Here is a 20,833-nt window from a genome sequence, read left to right as displayed (position 1 = left end):
CGTCAGGCACTTCAGGCAACCCCGCCAACGCGTAGATCACCAGAAGCGTGTTTCAGAAAAAGGGCGTGAATTCTAACGAAAAAACCCGCGACAAGCGCGGGTTTCTTCCAAACGGGTCAAACACACTTACATGCGTTGCAGATCGCGTTGGGCCAACTGAGCAGCGGAGGTCCCCGGGTATTGGGAAACCACCTGTTGCAGTATGCCTTTGACCTTGTCGGTATGACCGAGGCGGCGCTCTACATCAGCCAGCTTGTACAGCGAATCCGGCACTTTGGCGTGCTTGGGATAGAGCTGTGAAACCTTGGCAAAAGCCTGACCCGCACCTTGCAGATCGCCCTTGGCCAGGTTCACTTCGCCCAACCAGTACTGGGCATTGCCCGCATATTGGCTGTTCGGGTATTTGCGCAGGAATGCCGAGAAAGCCTGGCTGGCCTTGTCGAAATCCTTGGCTTTGATCAGGTCGAAAGCCGCATCGTAATACAGCTTTTCCTTGGCCGGATCACCCGGTTCGCTACTGGCAGCAGGTGCCTGGGCGGCAGTAGCCCCGGCGCCAGCGGCAGCACCGGCAGCAGCACTTGCATCGCCACCGGCAGAAGAATTCTCAGGAGTCGCGGCAGGTGCAGCACCGGATCCTATGCGCCGATCAAGATCCTGGTATCGCTCCAGGGATTCCTGCTTCATGCGCGCAACCTGATTCTGCAGTTCTTCGATCACACCTTGCTGGCGCGATATCTGATCCTGCATCTGTTGCAGTTGGTTGAACAGCATGCCCTGTGCCGAGGCAGGGGCCGAAGCCGCTCCCCCGGCATAGGCGCCGTTCGTACCGTAACCCGCAGGCGGATAACTGCTCCCGCTATTGTTATAACCGGAGTTGTCATCGACCACAGGAACCGCAGCCCACGCCGCAAGCGGCGCGAGGCTGAGAGCCAGAACAGTTACAGCACGACGGCACGTTCGCATATCGAATTACTTACGCAGTTCGACGCGACGGTTTTGAGCCCAGGACTGCTCGTCGTTGCCGGTAGCAACTGGACGCTCTTCGCCGTAGGAAACCAGTTCCAACTGAGCTGGGGAAACACCTTGCAGTACCAGGTAGCGCTGAACGGCTTTCGCACGACGCTCGCCCAGTGCCATGTTGTACTCACGAGTACCACGTTCGTCGGTGTTGCCTTCCAGAACAACGCGAGCGCCGTTTGCTTTCAGGTCTTTGGCGTGAACGTCCAGAGCGCGCATGGCTTCTGGCTTCAGGTCCGAGCTGTCGTATTCGAAGTAGAAGGTGGTGATTGCGCGCAGAGCAGCTTCTTCGCTCAGGGAACCGTCAACGGCACCAGTGTTTGCGCCGTAACCAGCGTTTGGATCAACAGCGCCTTCACCGGCGTTGTCGCCGCCTTTGGACGAGCAACCTACAGCTACAGCCATGGCCAGAGCCAGCGCAGCAAATTTACCAAACTTCAGCATTTCCATCGTGAAACTCCTAATGAACCCCAGTGTGTTAAGTAAAACGTAAAGCGCCGCGTCAGTTCAGGTAAGGGGACCAGGACGGTTCTCTGACTTCGCCTTGTGCGGTAGGAAGCGGGAGCCTCACGCGTCCATTAATGGACACGAGCATCAAGACTCCCCGGCCCTGCTGGCGGGTGGCGTAGATTACCATGGTGCCGTTGGGCGCAACAGTGGGTGACTCGTCCAGAGTGCTATCAGTGAGGATCTTTACACTGCCTCGCTGCAAATCCTGGGCCGCCACCTTGAAATTGGTGAAACCGTCCTGGCGATGGATCATCACCAGGGTCTTTTCATCAGCCGAAAGCTTCGGGTTGGCGTTGTAGTTGCCAATGAAGGTCACACGCTCGGCACCACCGCCGCTGGCGCTGGTCTTGTAGATCTGCGGCTTGCCGCCACGGTCCGAGGTGAAGTAGATGGTCGAACCATCCTTGCCCCAGTACGGTTCGGTGTTGATGCCAGGGCCTGCAGTCACACGAGTGATCTGACGCGAACCCAGGTTCATCACATAGATGTCCGGGTTGCCGTCTTTCGACAGTACGAACGCCAGGCGATTGCCATCCGGCGACCAGGCTGGTGCGCCGTTCAGGCCTTCGAAGTTGGTGATCTGCTCACGGCGACCGGTGTCGATGTTCTGCATGAAGATCCGTGGACGCTTCTGCTCGAACGACACGTAGGCAATGCGCTTGCCATCCGGTGCGAAACGCGGCGACAGGATCGGCTCGCGCGATTGCAGCAGAGTCACGGCACGGGCACCGTCGTAGTCCGAACGCTGCAGGGTGTAGCGAGTGTTCTTCTCGGAGAAACGCTCGGCTGTCACGTACAGCAGACGGGTCGAAAACGCACCTTTGATACCGGTGAGTTTTTCGAACGACTGGTCCGAAATGAAGTGCGCCATGTCACGCAGTTGCTCGGTGGTACCGGAAACACTGCCGTCAGCCACTTTCTGCTCGGTGGCCACGTTGAACAGTGCCCACTGCACCTGCAGACGACCGCCCGCTGGCGCAATGCTGCCAACCATCATGTATTGAGCACCCACCGCCTTCCAGTCACGGAAGATGATTTCGCTCGGCTGGCTTGGCTGGCTGATCATGTTCTGCTTTGGAATCGGCGAGTAATAGCCCGAGTTCCGCAAATCGTTACCAATGATTTCAGCCATGTCGTCCGGCAACACGGCACCGCCCTGCATACCGAACGGTACGACGGCAATCGGAGTCGCCCGATCGCTGCCGCTGGTGACCAGAATGTTCTTTTCATCAGCCATCGCGATCCCTGCCATGCAGCAGATCACGACCAGCATTCCTCGAAGAAGGTTTCTCACAAGGCTAGATCCTCAGGTGTGAATGTCATCTTGAATGAACGATACGGAGCGAAATCGCTCGGCTTCATTCCCTGCATTTCCGTCAAACGTCCAATATTTTTGACCGCCGCGACCGCCGAAGCATCGAACGGACCGTCGCCACTGGATTTGGCCACGCTGACCGAAGTCACCGTACCGTCCGGCAACATGCCGATTTGCAGCACGACCGTCATGCCTTTGCGTGCCGAAGGAGGACGAGCCCAGCCTTCCGCTGCCCGCGCACGAATCAGGTCATCGAAACTGCCCGCGACTTCGTCACCCTGCTCATCGGCCAAGGCCTGCTGACGCTGTGGCGTATCGGAAAGCAAATCTGCCAGGGCCTGAGCCTTTTTCTCTTCGGCGGATTTACGTGCCGCTTCCTGCGATTTTTTCTTCGCAGCATCGGCAGCAGCTTTCTTCTTCGCTTCGTCGGCGACTTTCTTCTTCGCCTCTTCAGCTTCAGCTTTTTTCTTGGCGTCTTCGGCGGCTTTCTTCTTCGCGTCTTCGACGATCTTCTTCTTGGCTTCTTCAGCGGCCGCTTTCTTGGCCTCTTCTTCAGCCGCCTTCTTGGCTTCTTCTTCGGCTTTCTTCTTGGCTATATCAGCCAATTGTTTCTCTTCTGCCTTCTTGGCCTCGGCTTTCTTCGCATCGTCGGCTTTCTTGGCTTCATCAGCCTTTTTCGCCTCGTCCGCTTTCTTCGCCTCGTCGGCCTTCTTGGCTTCCTCGGCCTTTTGAGCCGCTTCTTCTTTCTTTTGTTCCGCAGCCTTCACCGCTTCCTGCTCGACCTTTTTCTGTTCCATCTGCTCGACTTCGGTCTGGCGCGCGGCGGATTTCTTCGCCTCACCCGCAATCTTCTGATTGGTCTGGGTGGTTGCCTGACTTTTCGATTTCAGCTGGTACAGGGTCGCCTGGACAATCGGCTTGGCCGGCGGCAACTCGGGTGTGAAGGCGAAACTGACGAACAGCATGCCGAACACCAGCACGTGCAGGACAATCGCCAGAACACTGGGCCAGAAGTAGCTTTCCGAGGCGGACGGCTCTCGCTGTTGCTGCATCAGGGGGCCTCGGTAATCAAACCAACATTACCGACCCCGGCTTTCTGCAACCCGCCCATGGCACCCATGACGGCGCCGTAGTCGACCGACTTGTCGCCACGGATAAAGACCTGGGTACGCTTGCCGCCTTCGGTGCCGGCGCGAATGATCTTGGTCACTGCGTCAGTCATCTGTGGCAGCGTCATTGCCCTGTCCTGCTGCTTTTCAGTATCGACTTCGCTGCCAAGGTTCCAGTAGTAGGTCTTGTCAGCCTTGATCGAAATGGTCAGCACCTGAGTGTTGTTGTCCTGCGGCAAGGCTTCGCTGGAAACCTTGGGCAGATCCACTTTCACGCCCTGATTGAGCATCGGCGCGGTCACCATGAAGATAACCAGCAGCACCAGCATCACGTCGATGTATGGCACCACGTTCATCTCGGCGACCGGCTTGCGCTTGTTTCGGGCTCGAGCGATTAAAGCCATCGGGAAATACCTGCTTATTCTTCGCTGGTGTGCACTTTGCGGTGCAGGATCGCCTGGAACTCATCGGCGAAGGTGTAGTAGCGGCTCAGCAAGGTTTCGCTGCGGGCAGAGAAACGGTTGTAAGCGATAACGGCCGGGATCGCGGCAAACAGGCCGATCGCAGTGGCGATCAGGGCTTCGGCGATGCCCGGGGCCACGGTGGCCAGGGTCGCCTGCTGGGCGCTGGCCAGACCGCGGAAGGAGTTCATGATGCCCCACACGGTACCGAACAGACCGATGTACGGGCTGACCGAACCCACGGTGGCGAGAAACGGCAGGCTCTGCTCCAGCTTTTCTTCTTCGCGGGAGATGGCAACGCGCATGGCCCGCGCCACACCTTCCATCACCGCTTCCGGGTCAACACCTGGCTGCTGACGCAGACGGGAGAATTCCTTGAAGCCGGCACGGAAGATCTGCTCCACGCCGGAATCCGGATCCGGGTTGCTGCCGGCCTGACGGTACAGCTTGGACAGGTCGATACCCGACCAGAAGCGCTCTTCAAAGCTCTCCAGGGCGCGTCGACCGGCGCGCAGCAGATTGCTGCGCTGAAAGATCATGATCCATGAGGTCACCGATGCGGCCACCAGGGTCAACATTACCAACTGCACCACGATGCTGGCATTGCTGACCAGGCTCCACATGGAGGAATGGTCGACGACGTTAGCTTCCACGCTTTATCTCCTGCTTTGAGTGTGTACCCGTGCCGCCCGCGTCGGCAAAGGCCGCACGCAAGGATTCGGGCATGGCCCGGGGTTTCAAACTGTCGGTGCGCACGCAGGCCACCAGAAACTGCCCTTCACAGAGCAGCACATTATCCGTGGCCCGCCTGACCTGCTGTTTGAAGCGCAGGCTGGCACGGTTCAATTCGATTACATCAGCGCTTACCAGCAGTTCGTCGTCCAGTCGCGCCGGCGCGTGGTAGCGCGCTTCGCTGGAATGCACGACAAACAACAGGTCCTCTCCGGCCAGTTCCGACTGGGCAAAGCCCAGCGTCCGGAGCCGCTCGGTTCGAGCCCGTTCCATAAACTTGAGGTAATTAACGTAATACACGATGCCGCCCGCATCGGTGTCCTCGTAATAAACGCGACAACGATGTGCGAACGGCTCAAGCCCGTTTTGCGCGCGCATACTCTAGTGCTTACTCCTCGGGTTGCCAATCCGGCCAGGCAACTGTTTTTTCAGTGTTTAAGGCTTTACCGCAAAAGTACCGTCCTGTGACAGTACAAACGCTGAATAAATCGCCAAAAAATGTGTATCAATCGTCCACGGCATCGAGAAACTCGTCTGCCACGGGCATCTCGCCCATTCGTGACGGAATGTTTAAACCGAAATGCAGGTACGCATGCCGCGTCACCACCCTGCCCCGCGGCGTACGCATGATGTAGCCCTGTTGAATCAGGTACGGCTCCAGCACGTCCTCGATGGTGTGGCGCTCTTCACTGATCGCCGCCGCCAGACTGTCAATGCCCACCGGGCCGCCATCGAACTTCTCGATCATGGTCAGCAGCAAGCGCCGGTCCTGGTGATCGAAGCCGTGTTCGTCGACGTCCAGCAGGTTCAACGCCAGATCGGCCACCGACTTGGTGATGTGGCCCTTGGCCCGCACTTCGGCAAAATCGCGTACCCGCCGCAGCAGACGGTTGGCGATCCGCGGCGTACCGCGAGCACGACGAGCAATTTCAAAAGAGCCCTCCGGGTCCAGCGGCAGTCCGAGAATAGACGCCGAACGACTGACAATCGTCGCCAGATCCGCCGTGCTGTAGAACTCAAGACGCTGGACGATACCGAAGCGGTCACGCAACGGATTGGTCAGCATGCCGGCACGGGTTGTGGCGCCCACGAGAGTGAACGGTGGCAGATCCAGCTTGATCGAGCGTGCCGCCGGCCCTTCACCGATCATGATGTCGAGCTGGAAGTCCTCCATCGCCGGGTACAGCACTTCTTCAACGATGGGTGACAGACGATGGATTTCGTCGATGAACAACACGTCGTGCGGCTCAAGGTTGGTCAGCAGAGCCGCCAGATCGCCCGGACGTTCAAGTACCGGACCGGACGTGCTCTTGATCGACACGCCCATTTCCTCGGCGATGATGTTGGCCAGTGTGGTTTTGCCCAGACCCGGCGGGCCGAAGATCAGCGTGTGGTCGAGGGATTCACTACGGCCACGCGCCGCCTGGATGAACAGTTCCATCTGCTCGCGCACGGTCGGCTGGCCAATATAGTCGGCCAGACTGACCGGACGAATGGCCCGATCCTGGACTTCTTCGCGCTCGCGCGGACTGTGCGCGGCGGCGATCAGACGATCAGCTTCAATCACTTAAATCATTCCCTTCAGGGCACGGCGGATCAGGTCTTCACTGCTCAAATTCTTGTCCTTGATGGCGGTAATCGCCTTGCTCGCTTCCTGCGGCTTGTAGCCCAGGGAAATCAGCGCACTGACGGCATCGTTCTCGGCAGTGCTGACCGGCGCCGGGCCGTCCGGCTGGTTCGGCACCAGAGCGAACATGGCTGGCGAGGTTTCCCAGGCCTTGAAGCGATCCTTGAGTTCGACCAACAGGCGCTCAGCGGTTTTCTTGCCGACACCCGGGACCTTGGTCAACGCCGAGGTGTCCTGCGATTGCACGCAGCGGATCAGATCATCGACTTCCAGACTCGACATCAGCGCCAGGGCCAGTTTCGGCCCGACACCATTGAGACGGATCAACTCACGAAAAAAGTCTCGCTCACGCTTGCCAGCGAAGCCATAGAGTAACTGCGCGTCTTCGCGTACGACCAAATGGGTGTGCAGCGTCAGCGGTTCACCGACCGACGGCAGACGATAAAGGGTGGTCATGGGCACTTCTAGCTCATACCCGAGGCCGTTTACATCCAGAATCAGGTGCGGCGGCTGTTTCTCAGCCAGGGTGCCGCGCAAGCGTCCAATCACGTTTCAGATCCTTGAGCGTTGGCCAGCCGTGGGCTGGCGACAGATGGAAGGCGGGAATCGGGCCGACGACCCAGGCGCGAAATCCGCGTTCCGCAAAAATGATTGCTGATGCTATCAGAGACGCAGGCGCCCGCCACGACTGCGTGCGGTTCCCAAACCATGCGGCAGCAGGCTGGAACGGGTATGCGCGTGACAAATGGCAATGGCCAGAGCATCCGAGGCATCGATCTGCGGCTTGCTGGTCAGCTTGAGCATGTGCATGACCATCATCTGCACCTGTTCTTTATTGGCCGCGCCGGTGCCGACCACGGCTTGCTTGACCTGAGTCGCGGTGTACTCGGCAATCTCCAGGCTCTCCTCGGCGCCAGCCACAATGGCGGCGCCGCGGGCCTGCCCGAGTTTGAGGGCGGAATCGGCGTTTTTCGCCATGAACACTTTTTCGATGCCCATGGTCACCGGGCCATAGGTCTGAATGATTTCACGCACACCGCGATAAACGATCTGCAGCCGCTCATGCAGCTCGCCAGCGCCGGTACGGATGCAGCCCGAGGCCACATAGATGCAGCCGCCACGTCCGGTATCGCGAACAATCCCGTAACCGGTGATGCGCGAGCCGGGGTCGATACCCAGAATTAATGTCATAACGCCTGCTGGTTCGAAATAACACAAAAACAAATGTGGGAGCTGGCTTGCCAGCGATGACGGAGTGTCAGGCGCCATCATTGCCTGAGGTGCCGACGCCATCGCTGGCAAGCCAGCTCCCACATTGAATCGTAGTCGCTCTTAACCGAGCTGAGCGGCCACGTCTTCCGGAATGTCCGCGTTGGAATAGACGTTCTGCACGTCATCCAGATCCTCAAGCATGTCGATCAGCTTGAGCACCTTCTCCGCGCCTTCCAGATCCAGTTCGGCGCTGGTGGTCGGCTGCATGACGATTTCCGCGTCGTCGCCCTTGAACCCCGCCGCTTCCAGCGCGTTGCGCACGGCATAGAAGCTGGTGAACGAGGTGAACACGTCGATCGAGCCGTCTTCATGGCTGACCACGTCGTCGGCATCGGCTTCCAGCGCCGCTTCGGTCAGGGCGTCTTCATCGACGCCCGGGGCAAAGCTGATCTGCCCTTTGCGCTCGAACAGGTACGCCACCGAACCGTCGGTGCCGAGGTTGCCGCCGCATTTGCTGAATGCATGGCGGACGGCTGCAGCGGTACGGTTGCGGTTGTCGGTCATGCATTCGACCATCACCGCCACGCCGCCCGGGCCGTAACCTTCATAGGTCAGCTCTTCAACGTTGTCCGCTTCCGTCGCACCGGCGCCACGTGCCACGGCGCGGTCGATGATGTCGCGGCTCATGTTCGCACCGAGGGCCTTGTCCAGGGCCAGGCGCAGACGCGGGTTGGAACCCGGATCGCCGCCGCCCTGACGGGCCGCAACGGTCAGTTCACGGATCCACTTGGTGAAGATCTTGCCTCTCTTGGCATCCTGACGTTCTTTGCGGTGCTTGATGTTCGCCCACTTGGAATGACCTGCCATAACTCGCTCCGAATTCTCTTGAAACGTTGCCCGCCCTGCTCACGCAGTGGCCAGCAAACAAAAAATCTCGACCTGCTCTCTATAGAAAGAAAAAAGGCGCATCCGAAGATGCGCCTTCAGGCCCGTCTTACTCAGCCTTTGGCGTTTCGCGCAAACGAATGTGCAGCTCGCGCAGCGCCTTGGCATCCACCACACCCGGCGCTTGCGTCATGACGTCCGCAGCACTCTGGGTTTTCGGGAAAGCAATCACTTCACGGATCGACTGGGCGCCGGTCATCAGCATCACCAGACGGTCCAGACCGAAGGCCAGACCACCGTGCGGCGGCGCACCGTACTTCAGCGCGTCGAGCAGGAAGCCGAACTTCTCTTCCTGTTCCGCTTCGTTGATGCCCAGCAGGCGGAACACCGCTTGCTGCATTTCCTTGCGGTGGATACGGATCGAACCGCCGCCCAGCTCGGTGCCGTTCAGTACCATGTCGTAGGCACGGGACAGAGCGCCGGCCGGATTGGCTTCCAGCTCTTCAGGCGAGCACTTCGGTGCGGTGAACGGGTGGTGCAACGCAGAGAAGCTACCGTCGTCGTTTTCTTCGAACATCGGGAAGTCGACGACCCACATTGGCGCCCATTTGCAGGTCAGCAGGTCGAGGTCGTGGCCCAGCTTGATACGCAGCGCGCCGAGGGCTTCGCTGACGATCTTGGCCTTGTCGGCGCCGAAGAACACGATGTCGCCGTCAACTGCACCAACGCGATCAAGGATCACGTTCAGGTTGGCTTCAGGGATGTTTTTCACGATCGGCGATTGCAGACCGTCAACACCGGCAGCGCGCTCGTTGACCTTGATGTACGCCAGGCCCTTGGCACCGTAGATGCCGACGAACTTGGTGTAGTCGTCGATCTGCTTGCGCGGCATGCTCGCTCCGCCTGGAACACGCAGTGCAGCGATACGGCATTTCGGATCGTTGGCCGGGCCGCTGAAGACCTTGAATTCGACTTCTTTGAGTTGATCGGCAACGTCGACCAGTTCCAGCGGGTTACGCAGGTCCGGCTTGTCGGAGCCGTAACGACGCATGGCTTCTTCGAAGGTCATGTGCGGGAATTCGCCGAACTCCAGATCCAGCACTTCCTTGAACAGGTTGCGGATCATGCCTTCGGTCAGGCCCATGATGTCTCTTTCGTCGAGGAAGCTGGTCTCGATGTCGATCTGAGTGAACTCAGGCTGACGGTCGGCACGCAGGTCTTCGTCACGGAAGCACTTGGCGATCTGGTAGTAGCGGTCGAAACCGGCAACCATCAGCAGTTGCTTGAACAGCTGAGGCGATTGCGGCAAGGCGAAGAAGGAACCGGCGTGAGTACGGCTCGGCACCAGGTAGTCGCGAGCACCTTCCGGGGTCGCGCGGGTCAGGATCGGCGTTTCCACGTCAAGGAAGCCGTTCTCGTCGAGGAAGCGACGGATACTGGTGGTCATGCGCGAACGCAGACGCAGCTTCTCGGCCATTTCCGGACGACGCAGATCGAGGAAGCGGTAGCGCAGACGGGTTTCTTCGCCGACGTCGGAGTATTCGTTGAGCGGGAACGGCGGGGTTTCCGCTTCGTTCAGCACTTCCAGCTCGTAGCCCAGCACTTCGATCATGCCCGACGCCATGTTGGCATTGGTTGCACCAGCCGGACGCAGACGCACCTTGCCGGTGATTTTCACCACGTACTCGCTGCGCACGCGATCGGCGGCGGCGAAGCTTTCGGCGCGATCCGGATCGAACACCACCTGCGCCAGACCATCACGATCACGGATATCGAGGAAAATCACCCCGCCGTGGTCGCGACGACGGTGAACCCATCCGCAAAGGGTAATTTCCTGGCCTTCCAGGCTTTCGTTCAGTTGGCCGCAATAATGGCTGCGCATCATGGTAGTGGTTTCGCTTCTCGTAATTCGAAATTCGGTGGAGATACCGTCGCACTCAAGCACTGCGGAATCTCACGCGTGTCGTTCGACCTGGGCCTGAACCCTAGTCAGATTTGTCGCCACCGGCCAGATTCTTCTTGGCTCCGGTCTTGAAATCGGTTTCGTACCAACCGCTGCCGCTGAGGCGAAAACCCGGCATGGACAGCTGTTTTTTGAGCTCTGGCGCCTGACAGGCAGGGCAGTCGACCAGCGGTGCCTCGCTGATCTTTTGAATGGCTTCCAACTGATGACCACAGGAAGCACATTGGTAATCGTACATCGGCATGGGGGTGTCTCGGCGATCAGATTGCCACCGCGCGCAGGGCTTTGCGGCGAAAGAGCGGGATTATATCCATTAAATGCGGGCTGTGCAGCCGTAAGACTGCACAGCCCGCCACGTCATTTCAAGTATTGGTCGTTCCGGGCATGACGGTCGCCGGGGTATCCCGCAGACCATTCATCACACACACCACCCGCACCAGACCGCTGAAGTTTTTCACCCCGCCGTGGCGCAGGTGCACTTCACGGTCCACATGTGACAGCAGCGTACTGACCGAACAGCCGTTGTGCCCGGCCATGTCACCAAGAATGTTCCAGTAAACCTGCTCGAGCCTCAAGCAAGTGGCAAACCCGTTCAAACGCACCGACCTTGCCAGCGGCCGGATCAACTCAAAATCAAAATCGCTGACAAACGGATCGACCTTCATTTCCCGTTGCGAACCGACATGCTCGCATCGCCTGTCTCCACCTACCATATCGCTGACACTCCTTTGCCATCGCTGCTTGTAATAAAGACAACATCCTGTGCCTTCATAAAAACGCAGACGCAAAGTCAGCGCCAGATGACTAGTTGCCCAGCAACGTAGGATAAGCCGACATGTTCAGTAAGATTTGAAACAGTACGCGGACATCCCCCCGGACATCCGCGCAAACGCTTGTCAGGTCTCGAGCAACGCGCGCAGCATCCACGCAGTCTTCTCATGCACCTGCATGCGCTGAGTCAGCAGGTCGGCTGTCGGCTCGTCACTGACCTTGTCCAACAGCGGGAAGATCCCGCGAGCGGTACGAGTCACAGCCTCTTGGCCCTCGACCAACTGCTTGATCATGTCCTCGGCGCTTGGCACGCCGACTTCCTCTTTAATGGAGGAGAGTCGCGCGTAAGTCGCGTAGGCACCCGGCGCCGGAAAACCCAGGGCGCGGATACGCTCGGCGATCAGATCCACCGCCAGCGCCAGCTCGTTGTATTGTTCTTCGAACATCAGATGCAGGGTCCTGAACATGGGACCTGTGACGTTCCAGTGGAAGTTATGGGTTTTCAGATACAGCACATAGGTGTCCGACAACAACCGCGACAGCCCCTCGACGATGGACTTGCGGTCTTCTTCACTGATACCGATATCGATTGCCATGCTTACCCCCTAAGGCGATTGAATTCATCCAACAGGTGCAGACCCACTCTAGCAAGGGAGCCGCGACCTCGCAGCCGGCAATTTTCGCTCGCCGTGCGACAAATCGACCGGGCAGGTGCCGCTGGCCGGGGTGATTTGAGTCGCTGCAGGCTTTGCTGTTAAATAGGCAGTGTGTCGCTATGCCCCATTTTTCGGGGCCTCGCGCATAGGCTGATGCCGGGCACGTGTCCAACGCCTCTTTATTGTTTCCGAAGCGAACCGTGCGCCTTCAGCTCTTCCTTGTGAGCCGTCATAACGTGAGCCAATCAAAATGTTGAAAATCGTCCACCTGCTAATGGGCGCAGCGGCTTTGCTGCTGTCGTTCATACCCAGCTTGAAAGCCGAAGCTGTTCCTTACCTGCAACAACCCGATGCACTTTACCTGGCCTTTTTCGGCCTGCTGAATCTGGTCATCGCTCCAGTGATTCCTTACTGGAACAAAGGCCCGCGCCAGCATCTGCAAAATCTGGTCAGCGCTCTTCTCGTGCTGACTGTCGTCCTGCAAACCCTGACCCTGATCGCACCGATGCCTGTCATCGCCGGTCAACCGGCCGTGTTGTTCAGCCTGGTGATCGCCCTGGTTGCCGTGGTCCTGCATCTGGCCATCAGCTTCTACAAGTCTTCACCGGCCGCCGCACCGACTACCTATGACATGAGCAACCGCGATACCGGTACCGTCAAGTGGTTCAACACGTCCAAAGGCTTCGGCTTTATCTCCCGGGATTCCGGCGATGATATTTTCGTGCACTTTCGTGCAATCCGTGGCGAAGGCCACCGCGTCCTGGTCGAAGGCCAACGCGTGGAGTTCTCGGTGATGAACCGGGACAAAGGCCTGCAAGCCGAGGACGTGATCGCCGCCCTGCCGCGTCGCTGATTCGAGGCAACAAAAAACCGCGAGCAGCCAGGCTGCTCGCGGTTTTTTTACGCCTGCACAAACGTGTTGGCATCAGTAATGCGGCGGTGGTGCTTCTTCCTCGAAAGAATCGAATTGCCCGACCATCTCTTCCTGACGCTTGAGCAGGGCCGCCATCTGCAGTTGCAGGCGTTCGATCACGCGCTGCTGCGCCACCAGTTCGTCGTTCAACGCCTGAATGGTGTCATCCTGAAAAGCCAGACGGCTTTCCAGATCGGTGACGCGTTCTTCAAGGTTCATGGTTCAACCCTCCAGAAACGTGAAGTGTTCGGTCAGCACCAGACTCAGCCGCTCACGAATGCCCGCAACCTCCTCGGCGCTGTAGGGTCTGGCCGGGTGTTTACCCCAGACCGGCGCCGGCCAGGCCGCGTCATCACGCTTGCGCACGATCACATGCATGTGCAACTGGCTGACAACGTTGCCCAGCGTTGCAACGTTCAACTTGTCGGCGTCGAACAGATCCTTCAGCAGCTCGGCCAGCGCCGTGGTCTCCTGCCACAACTGCTGCTGATCGGCGACATCCAACTGAAACAACTCGCTGATATCGTCGCGACGTGGCACCAGGATGAACCACGGGTAATTGGCATCGTTGGACAGCAGCAGCCGGCAGAGCGGGAAGTCACCGATGGTCAGGGTGTCCTGTTGAAGTCGTGAATCTAAAGCAAACACTGCGTGCACTCCCGGCTGATCGACATAATTCAGCTTAGCGGCCATGAAAGACAGGCGACACACCAAGCGACAGGCAGGCAGCATACCTGCGAATCCATCAGGCTTCACGAGCGCCGTGCCCACCCAGGCCATCACAGCCCAGGCAAGGGACATTTGCAGAGACCGCGCACCATTACAGCGCCAGGACGGTGCCCGGACACGGGCAAACACCCGAAATGGGCAGATTCATTGACAGCGGGCTCGTCACAAGCTGTATGAATCCGGTACAGCCTGTAAATTTTTTGCACCAAAACCGCACAGTGCGTCTACGCTCAGTGCGTCGGGCATCCGCCAAATACTCACTGACGGGGTGAACCGGTAACGTTTTTGGTTGTCATGGCCCCACGCGAACCTGACAACACGATGCAAAGGTATGCGTCAAGCCCCTGATACAAAAGGGCTTGAACCCCCGTTTTTATGCGGTTTTTACAGCGAAAGGCGGGTGTGCAGAAAAATAAACGTGGCAACCCTGCACTTTGTGCACGCTTGTTGCATTGAGACACACATGGTCTATAGCGCACCACGGGAAGTGGCAGCTTGAGACCAAACAAATACGGTGGCAGGGTTGCCCCAATGGAGATTCAAGTGTTTTGCCAGGGACTCTTTTTTACCGATGCAAAAAGGCCCAGAAACAGCGATAAAGTTGTCAGCCCGGCTGCATGGGTAACGTGAATTTGCGACATCAACCCAGCTGTTTGCGACGTCGTCGTAAAGATCATGAAAGGTTGTATGAGCAAGTATCGCCAACATTGTCGGCGTGATATAAGTTTGCGCCGACACAAAAAGAAAGAGCCGCCCAGATAATAAAACAGGTGGGACGGCAGTACTCTTCTAAAACCAAAGGAGCAAATCACGATGCGCGTGATGAAGTGGAGCACAATCGCACTGGCAGTTGCAGCAGCAGCCAGCACTCAGTTGGCTACGGCCGCCCCGTTTGTTAGTGACCAGGCAGAAGCCAAAGGTTTCGTTGAAGATGCAAAACTCACCGAAACGTTGAAGAACTACTACTTCAACCGCGACAACAAGAACGGCGGCCACGACCAGAAAGACTGGACTCAGGGCTTTCTCGGTAACTTCACTTCCGGTTACACCCAAGGCACCGTAGGCGTCGGTATCGATGCATTCGGTTACCTGGCGGTCAAACTGGATGGCGGTGATGGTACTTCCGGCACCGGTAACATGAGCCGTAGCGACACCGTCAAAGCCAACGGTTATGCACACGACGTTAACGACAGCCAAGGCAAAGCCGGCGCAGCCGTTAAATTCCGCATCTCCAAAACCGAGCTGAAATTTGGTGACATGCAGCCAAGCACCGCTCCGGTATTCGCTGTTGGCGGCTCCCGTATCCTTCCGCAAACGGCCACTGGCTTCCAGTTGCAGAGCAGCGAAGTCAAAGACCTTGACCTCGAAGCCGGTCACTTCTACTCGGCCACCAGCCAGGACAAAAACGCTCGTGAAGGCGGCCTTTACGCCACTTACGCGGGTGTTGAAGCCAAAAACATCGACTACTTCGGTGGCAAATACGGCATCACTGACAACCTGACTGCCTCGCTGTACGGCGCCAAGCTGGAAGACATCTGGAACCAGTACTACGCCAACGTGAACCTCACCACCCCATTCGGTGGCGACACTTCGCTGAACACTGACTTCAACATCTACCGCACCACCGACACCGGCAGCGCCAAAGCGGGCGACATCAGCAACACCGCCTTCTCGCTGGCAACCGCCCTGTCGTTCCTGAAGGCACACACCTTCACCCTGGCCTTCCAGAAGGTCAACGGCGACACTCCGTTCGACTACATCGGCGTAGGCAAGAACAACCGTGGTGGCGACTCGATCTTCCTCGCCAACTCCATCCAGTACTCCGACTTCAACGGTGCAGGCGAGAAATCCCTGCAAGCCCGTTACGACCTGAAAATGGCCGAGTACGGCGTTCCTGGCCTGAGCTTCATGGTTCGTTACGTTAAAGGTTGGGATATCGACGGTACCCACACTCCAGCGGGTAGCGCTTACGCCGGCCTGTACGGTGAAGACGGTAAACACCACGAAACCAACTTCGAAGCCAAGTACGTTGTTCAGTCTGGCCCAGCGAAAGACCTGTCCTTCCGCATCCGTCAAGCCTGGCACGTTGCTAACGCTGACGAAGGCGAAGGCGACGTTAAAGAGTTCCGCCTGATCACCGAATACCCACTGAACATCCTGTAATTATCAGTGGTTAGTTTGGAAGCATAAAAAAAGGCCCATCTTCGGATGGGCCTTTTTTATTGCCTGTCACTTGTCATAAATGCCTGACCAACAAGTCAGGCATTTAATTAGCAACCTATCATTGTGTAGCTGTTTCCTGAACCACACGAATCACCCGCTGTGGAAACGGAATATCAATACCGGCCGTCTTCAAACGATCACGCGACTGTTCGTTAAACATGAACATCACGTCCCAGTAGTCTGCAGTTTTAACCCATACACGCAGGGAAACAGTGATCGAACTGTCACCCAGCGTTGAAATGACCGCTTGTGGCGCAGGGTCCTGCAATACGCGCTCATCCTTGGCCAGATCCAGCAGTACCTGACGGGCTTTCTGCAGATCCGCTTCGTAATCCACACCTACGTCGAACACCACTTTACGGGTTGGCTGACGGTTGGTGTTGGTGATGATGCCGTTCGACAGATTGCCGTTCGGGACGATGATGGTCTTGTTGTCACCGGTACGCAGCACGGTGTGGAAAATCTGGATGCTGTCGACAGTACCCGCCACGCCTTGCGCTTCGATCCAGTCGCCGATACGGAACGGACGGAACAGCAGAATCAGCACGCCGCCAGCGAAATTCGCCAGGCTGCCCTGCAACGCCAGACCGATGGCCAGGCCAGCAGCACCGATCGCGGCCACGAACGAGGTGGTTTCCACGCCGATCATTGAGGCGACGCTGACGATCAGCAACACCTTGAGGATGATGTTCGCCAGGCTGCTGATAAAGCCTTGCAGCGCCAGGTCGGCATTGCGCAGGGCCAGCAGACCGCCAAGCTTTTGCGTGACCTTGTTGATCAGCCACCAGCCGATCGCCAGGGTAATCACCGCCAGCAGCACACGACTGCCGTATTCCATGATCATCGGAATCCACGCCTGGGACGCCTTGACCAGGTTGTCTACCTCAGCATTCAAATCCATCTTCCATCTCCTGATTTCCGGCTACCCGGGCTGTAAAAAATCAGCGGCAGAAACCGCCAGGTATACATAAAACAATGTGGGAGCGAGCTTGCTCGCGAAGGCGATGTGTCAGTCAACTCATGGCTGAATGACATACAGCTTTCGCGAGCAAGCTCGCTCCCACAGATCATCTGACCGGACTTAGTCGCGGAAGTTGTTGAACTGCAGCGGCATGCCGAATTCCTTGGCGCGCAGGGCCGCGATGGCTTCCTGCAGGTCATCGCGCTTCTTGCCGGTCACACGCACCTGTTCGCCCTGAATGGCGGCCTGCACCTTGAGCTTGGCGTCCTTGATGTGAGCGACGATTTTCTTCGCCAGCTCCTTGTCGATGCCTTCCTTGAGGATCGCGTCCTGCTTCATCAGTTTGCCCGAGGCATAAGCGTCTTTGACTTCAAGGCACTGCACATCGATCTTGCGCTTGGTCAGGGCCAGCTTCAGGATCTCGATCATCGCTTCCAGCTGGAACCCGGCTTCAGCGGTGAGGTTGACGGTCAGGTCCTTTTCCTTGAACTCGAAGCTGCCTTTGCCTTTCAGGTCATAACGACGATCGAGTTCCTTCACGGCGTTCTCGACCGCGTTGGTCAGCTCGTGTTTGTCCAGTTCGGATACCACGTCGAACGACGGCATGTAGTCTCTCCAATAAAAAGGCGCGCTCGATCAGGAAGGAGCGCGCTTGGCTTGCGGTTAAAATCCGGCTCATTATAACGGGTCTTTTCCCACCGACACGGCGAGCCTTGCATGCCAGTACCTTACCGAGTGAAAAACTGATGTCCACCCCTTGGCACGTTCTCGGCGCCGGCAGCCTCGGCACCCTCTGGGCCACGCGTCTGGCCCGCGCGGGTCTGCCGGTGCGGCTGATCGTGCGTGATGCCGAGCGTTTGCGCAGCTATCAGGCGGCCGGCGGGCTGACTCTGGTCGAGCACGGCGCAGCCACCACCTACGCCGTCCCCGCGCAAACGGCGGATGACCCGGAGCCCATCCGCCGCCTGCTCGTCGCCTGCAAAGCCTATGATGCCGAAAGCGCGGTCGCCCGCCTCGCCCCGCGCCTGAGCGCAGACGCCGAGCTGATCCTGCTGCAGAACGGCCTCGGCAGCCAGGACGCGGTCGCAGCGGTGGTTCCGCAGGCACGCTGCATCAGCGCCTCCAGCACCGAAGGCGCATTCCGCGACGGCGACTGGCGCGTGGTGTTTGCCGGGCACGGTTTCACCTGGCTGGGCGATGCCGGTCATCCGGTGGCGCCGATCTGGCTGGACGACCTGCAAGCGGCGAACATCCCCCACGAATGGAGCACCGACATCCTCACCCGGCTGTGGCGCAAACTGGCGCTCAATTGTGCGATCAATCCTTTGACCGTGCTTCACGATTGCCGTAACGGCGGACTGGAGCAGCATCAATGCGAAGTCGCCACGCTGTGCGCAGAACTGGCCGAGTTGCTGGAGCGTTGCGGTCAACCGGCAGCCGCGCTCAATCTGCAACAGGAAGTCGAACGAGTAATCCACGCCACGGCGGCCAACTACTCGTCGATGTATCAGGACGTGGCGAACCAGCGCCGCACCGAAATCAGCTACTTGCTGGGCCACGCCTGCAAAGTCGCCACCCGTCATCAACTGAACCTGCCGCACCTCAAGCAATTGCAGCAGCGTCTGGTCGAGCATCTGCGCAGCCTTGGATTGCCCAGCGACTGAGCAGCGGCTACGCTGCCCACTTGTTCCTTTGCTGCGATAAACCTGATGCCATTGCGCCAGCGCCTTGAAAACCTGCCGGTCGGCCAGAAACTGCTGGCCGCCCTGCTGGTGTTGTTGACCACCGTTCTGCTGGTCGCCAACCTGACTTTTATCAGCGCCGCCTATTACATCTCCCAGGAAAGCATGGCGCCACAGGCGCTGCAGACCATCGGCCGGCTGATCTCCAACCCGAGCCTGGTCGCGCAAGCTCTGGAATCGCCACAAAGCGCCGAACGCCTGCTCAAGGAACTCGACAGTTATTCGCCGCTGCGCGCGGCAGCGCTGTATGACGGCAAAGGTGACCGTCTCGCTCAGGTGCAGCGTGGCGACAAGCTCAATCTGCCGGAACACTATCGACACATCGAAGCCTGGCAACTCACCGAGTTTCGCAGCAACCAATTGATCACCTTGCCTCGCCCGGGCACTGCACCGGGTCATCTGCTGCTGGTGGCCAGCAGTGAACTGCCGATGGCGTTTTACACCGGCACCCTGACTGCCAGCCTCGGCATCCTGATTTTCAGCGTGCTGCTATGGCTGGTAATCGCGCGGCAGATCAAACGCCTGATCACCCGCCCGATCCATGAGCTGGAGGAGCTCTCGCGCCAGGTCACTCGCGAAGAGAACTACGCCCTGCGCGCCTCGCGCGGCAATCACGACGAAATCGGCAGCCTCGCCGAGGCGTTCAACACCATGCTCTCGCGCATCGAAGCCCGCGAGCAGCAGCTCAAGCGCGCCCGCGATGACTCGCAGGCCGCCTACGATCAGGCTCAGGGGCTGGCCGAAGAAACCCGTCACACCAACCGCAAGCTGGAACTGGAAGTCCAGGTTCGCAGCAAGATCGAGAAGAAGCTCACCGGCTTCCAGAACTACCTCAACAGCATCATCGACTCCATGCCCTCGGCGCTGATCGCCCTCGACGAACAGCTCTACGTGACGCAGTGGAACCAGGAGGCCAGCGCCCTCTCCGGCACGCGCCTGGATGAAGCGTTGAACCAGCCGATCTTCCTCGCCTTCGAACCGCTCAAGCCGTTTCTGCCGCAACTCAAGCAGACCGTGGAAGAACACACGGTGGCGAAGATCGAACGAGTGACCTGGTTCAAGGACGACGAGCCCAAGCATTACGCCCTGACCTTCTACCCACTGATGGGCGGTGCCGGGCGCGGTGTGGTGATCCGCATCGACGACATCACCCAGCGCCTGTCGCTGGAAGAAATGATGGTGCAATCGGAAAAAATGCTTTCGGTCGGTGGCCTCGCCGCCGGCATGGCCCATGAGATCAACAATCCGCTCGGCGCGATCCTGCACAACGTACAGAACATTCGCCGGCGGCTGTCGGCGGATCTGCCGAAGAACCTCGAAACCGCTGAACAGCTCGGCATCGAACTGGACACGGTCAACCGTTACCTGCAAAGCCGCGAAGTGCCGAAACTGCTCGACGGCATCCAGCAGGCCGGCGCCCGCGCGGCAAAAATCGTCACCCACATGCTCAGTTTCAGCCGGCGCAGCACCCGGCAAATGGCCCCGTGCGATCTGCCCGCGTTGATCGATCAAGCGGTGGAAATTGCCGGCAACGACTTCGATCTGGCGATCGGTTTCGACTTCAAGGGTCAGGCGATTATCCGCCAGTTCGACCCGGCGCTCGGCCCGGTGCCAGGCACCGCCAACGAACTGGAGCAGGTGCTGCTCAACCTGCTGAAAAACGCTGCGCAAGCCATTCATCAGCGCGACGATGACAGCGAGCCCGGGCGGATCATCCTGCGCACCCGACTCAATCCGCCATGGGCCGAGATTCAGGTCGAAGACAACGGCATCGGCATGAGCGAGAGCGTGCGCAAACGCACCTTCGAGCCCTTTTTCACCACCAAGGAAATCGGCCAGGGCACGGGGCTGGGGCTGTCGGTGTCGTACTTCATCATTACCAACAACCATAAAGGCCAGATGGAAGTGCAATCGGCGCCGGGCCAGGGCACCTGTTTCACCCTGCGTCTGCCGCTGACACAACCGGCAGCCATCGCCGCCGAAACCAATCAACTAACGAGGTAACCC

The 20,833-nt window shown here is 58.6% G+C and carries 23 protein-coding genes; 4 read left to right on the top strand and 19 right to left on the bottom strand.

Features of this window, described 5'->3' with window-relative positions; genetic code table 11:
• Positions 1 to 126: 126 nt before the first annotated feature.
• The 15 genes from ybgF to OC71_RS11130 all read right to left on the bottom strand — a co-directional run bounded on the left by ybgF (position 127) and on the right by OC71_RS11130 (position 12,198).
• A complete protein-coding gene (gene ybgF, locus OC71_RS11200) occupies positions 127 to 963 on the bottom strand; it encodes a tol-pal system protein YbgF (protein ID WP_041068579.1) in 837 nt (278 codons plus the stop codon).
• A gap of 6 nt (positions 964 to 969) precedes the next feature.
• Complete coding sequence (pal, locus tag OC71_RS11195; RefSeq protein WP_003178634.1) at positions 970 to 1,467, bottom strand: peptidoglycan-associated lipoprotein Pal; 498 nt, start codon at positions 1,465 to 1,467, stop codon at positions 970 to 972.
• Between the two features lie 52 nt (positions 1,468 to 1,519).
• Entirely contained in the window at positions 1,520 to 2,800 is a 1,281-nt protein-coding gene (gene tolB, locus OC71_RS11190; protein ID WP_164747834.1) for a Tol-Pal system beta propeller repeat protein TolB, read from the bottom strand.
• 17 nt (positions 2,801 to 2,817) lie between these two features.
• The gene (gene tolA / locus OC71_RS11185; protein WP_041068568.1) at positions 2,818 to 3,894 is read right to left on the bottom strand and encodes a cell envelope integrity protein TolA; all 1,077 of its coding nucleotides are present in this window, start codon (positions 3,892 to 3,894) and stop codon (positions 2,818 to 2,820) included.
• A complete protein-coding gene (gene tolR, locus OC71_RS11180; protein ID WP_161794900.1) occupies positions 3,894 to 4,346 on the bottom strand; it encodes a protein TolR in 453 nt (150 codons plus the stop codon). The genes tolA and tolR overlap by 1 nt, the downstream gene beginning before the upstream one ends.
• A 23-nt stretch (positions 4,347 to 4,369) precedes the next feature.
• Positions 4,370 to 5,065 (bottom strand): protein TolQ, encoded by a 696-nt coding sequence (gene tolQ / locus OC71_RS11175; protein WP_007912733.1) that lies wholly within the window; start codon positions 5,063 to 5,065, stop codon positions 4,370 to 4,372.
• Positions 5,055 to 5,522, bottom strand: coding sequence for a tol-pal system-associated acyl-CoA thioesterase (gene ybgC / locus OC71_RS11170; protein WP_027612533.1), 468 nt, complete (start codon positions 5,520 to 5,522; stop codon positions 5,055 to 5,057). The genes tolQ and ybgC overlap by 11 nt, the downstream gene beginning before the upstream one ends.
• A gap of 127 nt (positions 5,523 to 5,649) precedes the next feature.
• The gene (gene ruvB / locus OC71_RS11165; RefSeq protein ID WP_041068559.1) at positions 5,650 to 6,711 is read right to left on the bottom strand and encodes a Holliday junction branch migration DNA helicase RuvB; all 1,062 of its coding nucleotides are present in this window, start codon (positions 6,709 to 6,711) and stop codon (positions 5,650 to 5,652) included.
• A complete protein-coding gene (gene ruvA, locus OC71_RS11160) occupies positions 6,712 to 7,320 on the bottom strand; it encodes a Holliday junction branch migration protein RuvA (RefSeq protein WP_041068555.1) in 609 nt (202 codons plus the stop codon). It lies immediately after the preceding gene.
• Positions 7,321 to 7,434: 114 nt separating this feature from the next.
• The gene (gene ruvC, locus OC71_RS11155) at positions 7,435 to 7,962 is read right to left on the bottom strand and encodes a crossover junction endodeoxyribonuclease RuvC (protein ID WP_007951206.1); all 528 of its coding nucleotides are present in this window, start codon (positions 7,960 to 7,962) and stop codon (positions 7,435 to 7,437) included.
• A 141-nt stretch (positions 7,963 to 8,103) separates the two neighbouring features.
• Entirely contained in the window at positions 8,104 to 8,850 is a 747-nt protein-coding gene (locus tag OC71_RS11150; protein WP_003227527.1) for a YebC/PmpR family DNA-binding transcriptional regulator, read from the bottom strand.
• A 127-nt stretch (positions 8,851 to 8,977) separates the two neighbouring features.
• Positions 8,978 to 10,753, bottom strand: a complete 1,776-nt coding sequence (gene aspS / locus OC71_RS11145; RefSeq protein ID WP_041068550.1) for an aspartate--tRNA ligase — start codon at positions 10,751 to 10,753, stop codon at positions 8,978 to 8,980.
• Between the two features lie 100 nt (positions 10,754 to 10,853).
• The gene (locus OC71_RS11140; protein ID WP_003227532.1) at positions 10,854 to 11,075 is read right to left on the bottom strand and encodes an FmdB family zinc ribbon protein; all 222 of its coding nucleotides are present in this window, start codon (positions 11,073 to 11,075) and stop codon (positions 10,854 to 10,856) included.
• A 118-nt stretch (positions 11,076 to 11,193) separates the two neighbouring features.
• Positions 11,194 to 11,544, bottom strand: a complete 351-nt coding sequence (locus tag OC71_RS11135; RefSeq protein WP_041068547.1) for a ribbon-helix-helix domain-containing protein — start codon at positions 11,542 to 11,544, stop codon at positions 11,194 to 11,196.
• Between the two features lie 183 nt (positions 11,545 to 11,727).
• Complete coding sequence (locus OC71_RS11130) at positions 11,728 to 12,198, bottom strand: Dps family protein (RefSeq protein ID WP_003227537.1); 471 nt, start codon at positions 12,196 to 12,198, stop codon at positions 11,728 to 11,730.
• A gap of 310 nt (positions 12,199 to 12,508) precedes the next feature.
• On the opposite strand from OC71_RS11130, the gene OC71_RS28620 reads away from it, so the two are divergent.
• Entirely contained in the window at positions 12,509 to 13,111 is a 603-nt protein-coding gene (locus tag OC71_RS28620) for a cold-shock protein (protein WP_041068544.1), read from the top strand.
• Between the two features lie 72 nt (positions 13,112 to 13,183).
• Here the strand turns inward: OC71_RS28620 and OC71_RS11120 are convergent, their stop codons facing one another.
• Positions 13,184 to 13,390, bottom strand: coding sequence for a SlyX family protein (locus OC71_RS11120; protein WP_007962092.1), 207 nt, complete (start codon positions 13,388 to 13,390; stop codon positions 13,184 to 13,186).
• A 3-nt stretch (positions 13,391 to 13,393) separates the two neighbouring features.
• The gene (locus OC71_RS11115; RefSeq protein WP_041068712.1) at positions 13,394 to 13,819 is read right to left on the bottom strand and encodes an HIT domain-containing protein; all 426 of its coding nucleotides are present in this window, start codon (positions 13,817 to 13,819) and stop codon (positions 13,394 to 13,396) included.
• Between the two features lie 894 nt (positions 13,820 to 14,713).
• Between OC71_RS11115 and OC71_RS11110 the strand changes: the two genes are divergently transcribed.
• Complete coding sequence (locus OC71_RS11110) at positions 14,714 to 16,063, top strand: OprD family porin (RefSeq protein ID WP_041068541.1); 1,350 nt, start codon at positions 14,714 to 14,716, stop codon at positions 16,061 to 16,063.
• A gap of 118 nt (positions 16,064 to 16,181) precedes the next feature.
• Here the strand turns inward: OC71_RS11110 and OC71_RS11105 are convergent, their stop codons facing one another.
• Positions 16,182 to 17,024: a mechanosensitive ion channel family protein gene (locus tag OC71_RS11105; RefSeq protein WP_041068538.1), complete on the bottom strand. Its 843-nt coding sequence runs from the start codon at positions 17,022 to 17,024 to the stop codon at positions 16,182 to 16,184.
• A 180-nt stretch (positions 17,025 to 17,204) separates the two neighbouring features.
• The gene (locus OC71_RS11100; protein WP_003227548.1) at positions 17,205 to 17,690 is read right to left on the bottom strand and encodes a YajQ family cyclic di-GMP-binding protein; all 486 of its coding nucleotides are present in this window, start codon (positions 17,688 to 17,690) and stop codon (positions 17,205 to 17,207) included.
• Positions 17,691 to 17,830: 140 nt separating this feature from the next.
• Here OC71_RS11100 and OC71_RS11095 point away from each other — a divergent pair, with 140 nt between their 5' ends.
• On the top strand, positions 17,831 to 18,748 hold the full coding sequence (locus OC71_RS11095) for a putative 2-dehydropantoate 2-reductase (RefSeq protein ID WP_041068535.1): 918 nt from the start codon (positions 17,831 to 17,833) through the stop codon (positions 18,746 to 18,748).
• A 45-nt stretch (positions 18,749 to 18,793) separates the two neighbouring features.
• Positions 18,794 to 20,830, top strand: coding sequence for a HAMP domain-containing sensor histidine kinase (locus OC71_RS11090; protein ID WP_041068533.1), 2,037 nt, complete (start codon positions 18,794 to 18,796; stop codon positions 20,828 to 20,830).
• Positions 20,831 to 20,833 lie beyond the last annotated feature (3 nt).

Origin of the sequence: Pseudomonas sp. W15Feb9B, assembly GCF_000828175.1 — a bacterium.
GTDB classification, from domain to species: Bacteria; Pseudomonadota; Gammaproteobacteria; order Pseudomonadales; family Pseudomonadaceae; genus Aquipseudomonas; species Aquipseudomonas parakoreensis.
Note: the sequence above shows the minus strand (reverse complement) of the source record. Positions and strands in the feature narration are given on the sequence as shown.

Bases quoted from the DNA above. Each gene is read 5' to 3' on its own strand.
- OC71_RS11110 (WP_041068541.1), top strand. From the start codon at position 14,714: ATGCGCGTGATGAAGTGGAGCACAATCGCACTGGCAGTTGCAGCAGCA.
- OC71_RS11150 (WP_003227527.1), bottom strand. From the start codon at position 8,850: ATGGCAGGTCATTCCAAGTGGGCGAACATCAAGCACCGCAAAGAACGT.
- tolB (WP_164747834.1), bottom strand. From the start codon at position 2,800: ATGCTGGTCGTGATCTGCTGCATGGCAGGGATCGCGATGGCTGATGAA.
- OC71_RS11095 (WP_041068535.1), top strand. From the start codon at position 17,831: ATGTCCACCCCTTGGCACGTTCTCGGCGCCGGCAGCCTCGGCACCCTC.
- ybgF (WP_041068579.1), bottom strand. From the start codon at position 963: ATGCGAACGTGCCGTCGTGCTGTAACTGTTCTGGCTCTCAGCCTCGCG.
- OC71_RS11090 (WP_041068533.1), top strand. From the start codon at position 18,794: ATGCCATTGCGCCAGCGCCTTGAAAACCTGCCGGTCGGCCAGAAACTG.
- OC71_RS11135 (WP_041068547.1), bottom strand. From the start codon at position 11,544: ATGGTAGGTGGAGACAGGCGATGCGAGCATGTCGGTTCGCAACGGGAA.
- OC71_RS11130 (WP_003227537.1), bottom strand. From the start codon at position 12,198: ATGGCAATCGATATCGGTATCAGTGAAGAAGACCGCAAGTCCATCGTC.
- aspS (WP_041068550.1), bottom strand. From the start codon at position 10,753: ATGATGCGCAGCCATTATTGCGGCCAACTGAACGAAAGCCTGGAAGGC.
- pal (WP_003178634.1), bottom strand. From the start codon at position 1,467: ATGGAAATGCTGAAGTTTGGTAAATTTGCTGCGCTGGCTCTGGCCATG.
- OC71_RS11105 (WP_041068538.1), bottom strand. From the start codon at position 17,024: ATGGATTTGAATGCTGAGGTAGACAACCTGGTCAAGGCGTCCCAGGCG.
- OC71_RS11120 (WP_007962092.1), bottom strand. From the start codon at position 13,390: ATGAACCTTGAAGAACGCGTCACCGATCTGGAAAGCCGTCTGGCTTTT.
- OC71_RS11140 (WP_003227532.1), bottom strand. From the start codon at position 11,075: ATGCCGATGTACGATTACCAATGTGCTTCCTGTGGTCATCAGTTGGAA.
- OC71_RS28620 (WP_041068544.1), top strand. From the start codon at position 12,509: ATGTTGAAAATCGTCCACCTGCTAATGGGCGCAGCGGCTTTGCTGCTG.
- ruvC (WP_007951206.1), bottom strand. From the start codon at position 7,962: ATGACATTAATTCTGGGTATCGACCCCGGCTCGCGCATCACCGGTTAC.
- OC71_RS11100 (WP_003227548.1), bottom strand. From the start codon at position 17,690: ATGCCGTCGTTCGACGTGGTATCCGAACTGGACAAACACGAGCTGACC.
- tolA (WP_041068568.1), bottom strand. From the start codon at position 3,894: ATGCAGCAACAGCGAGAGCCGTCCGCCTCGGAAAGCTACTTCTGGCCC.
- ybgC (WP_027612533.1), bottom strand. From the start codon at position 5,522: ATGCGCGCGCAAAACGGGCTTGAGCCGTTCGCACATCGTTGTCGCGTT.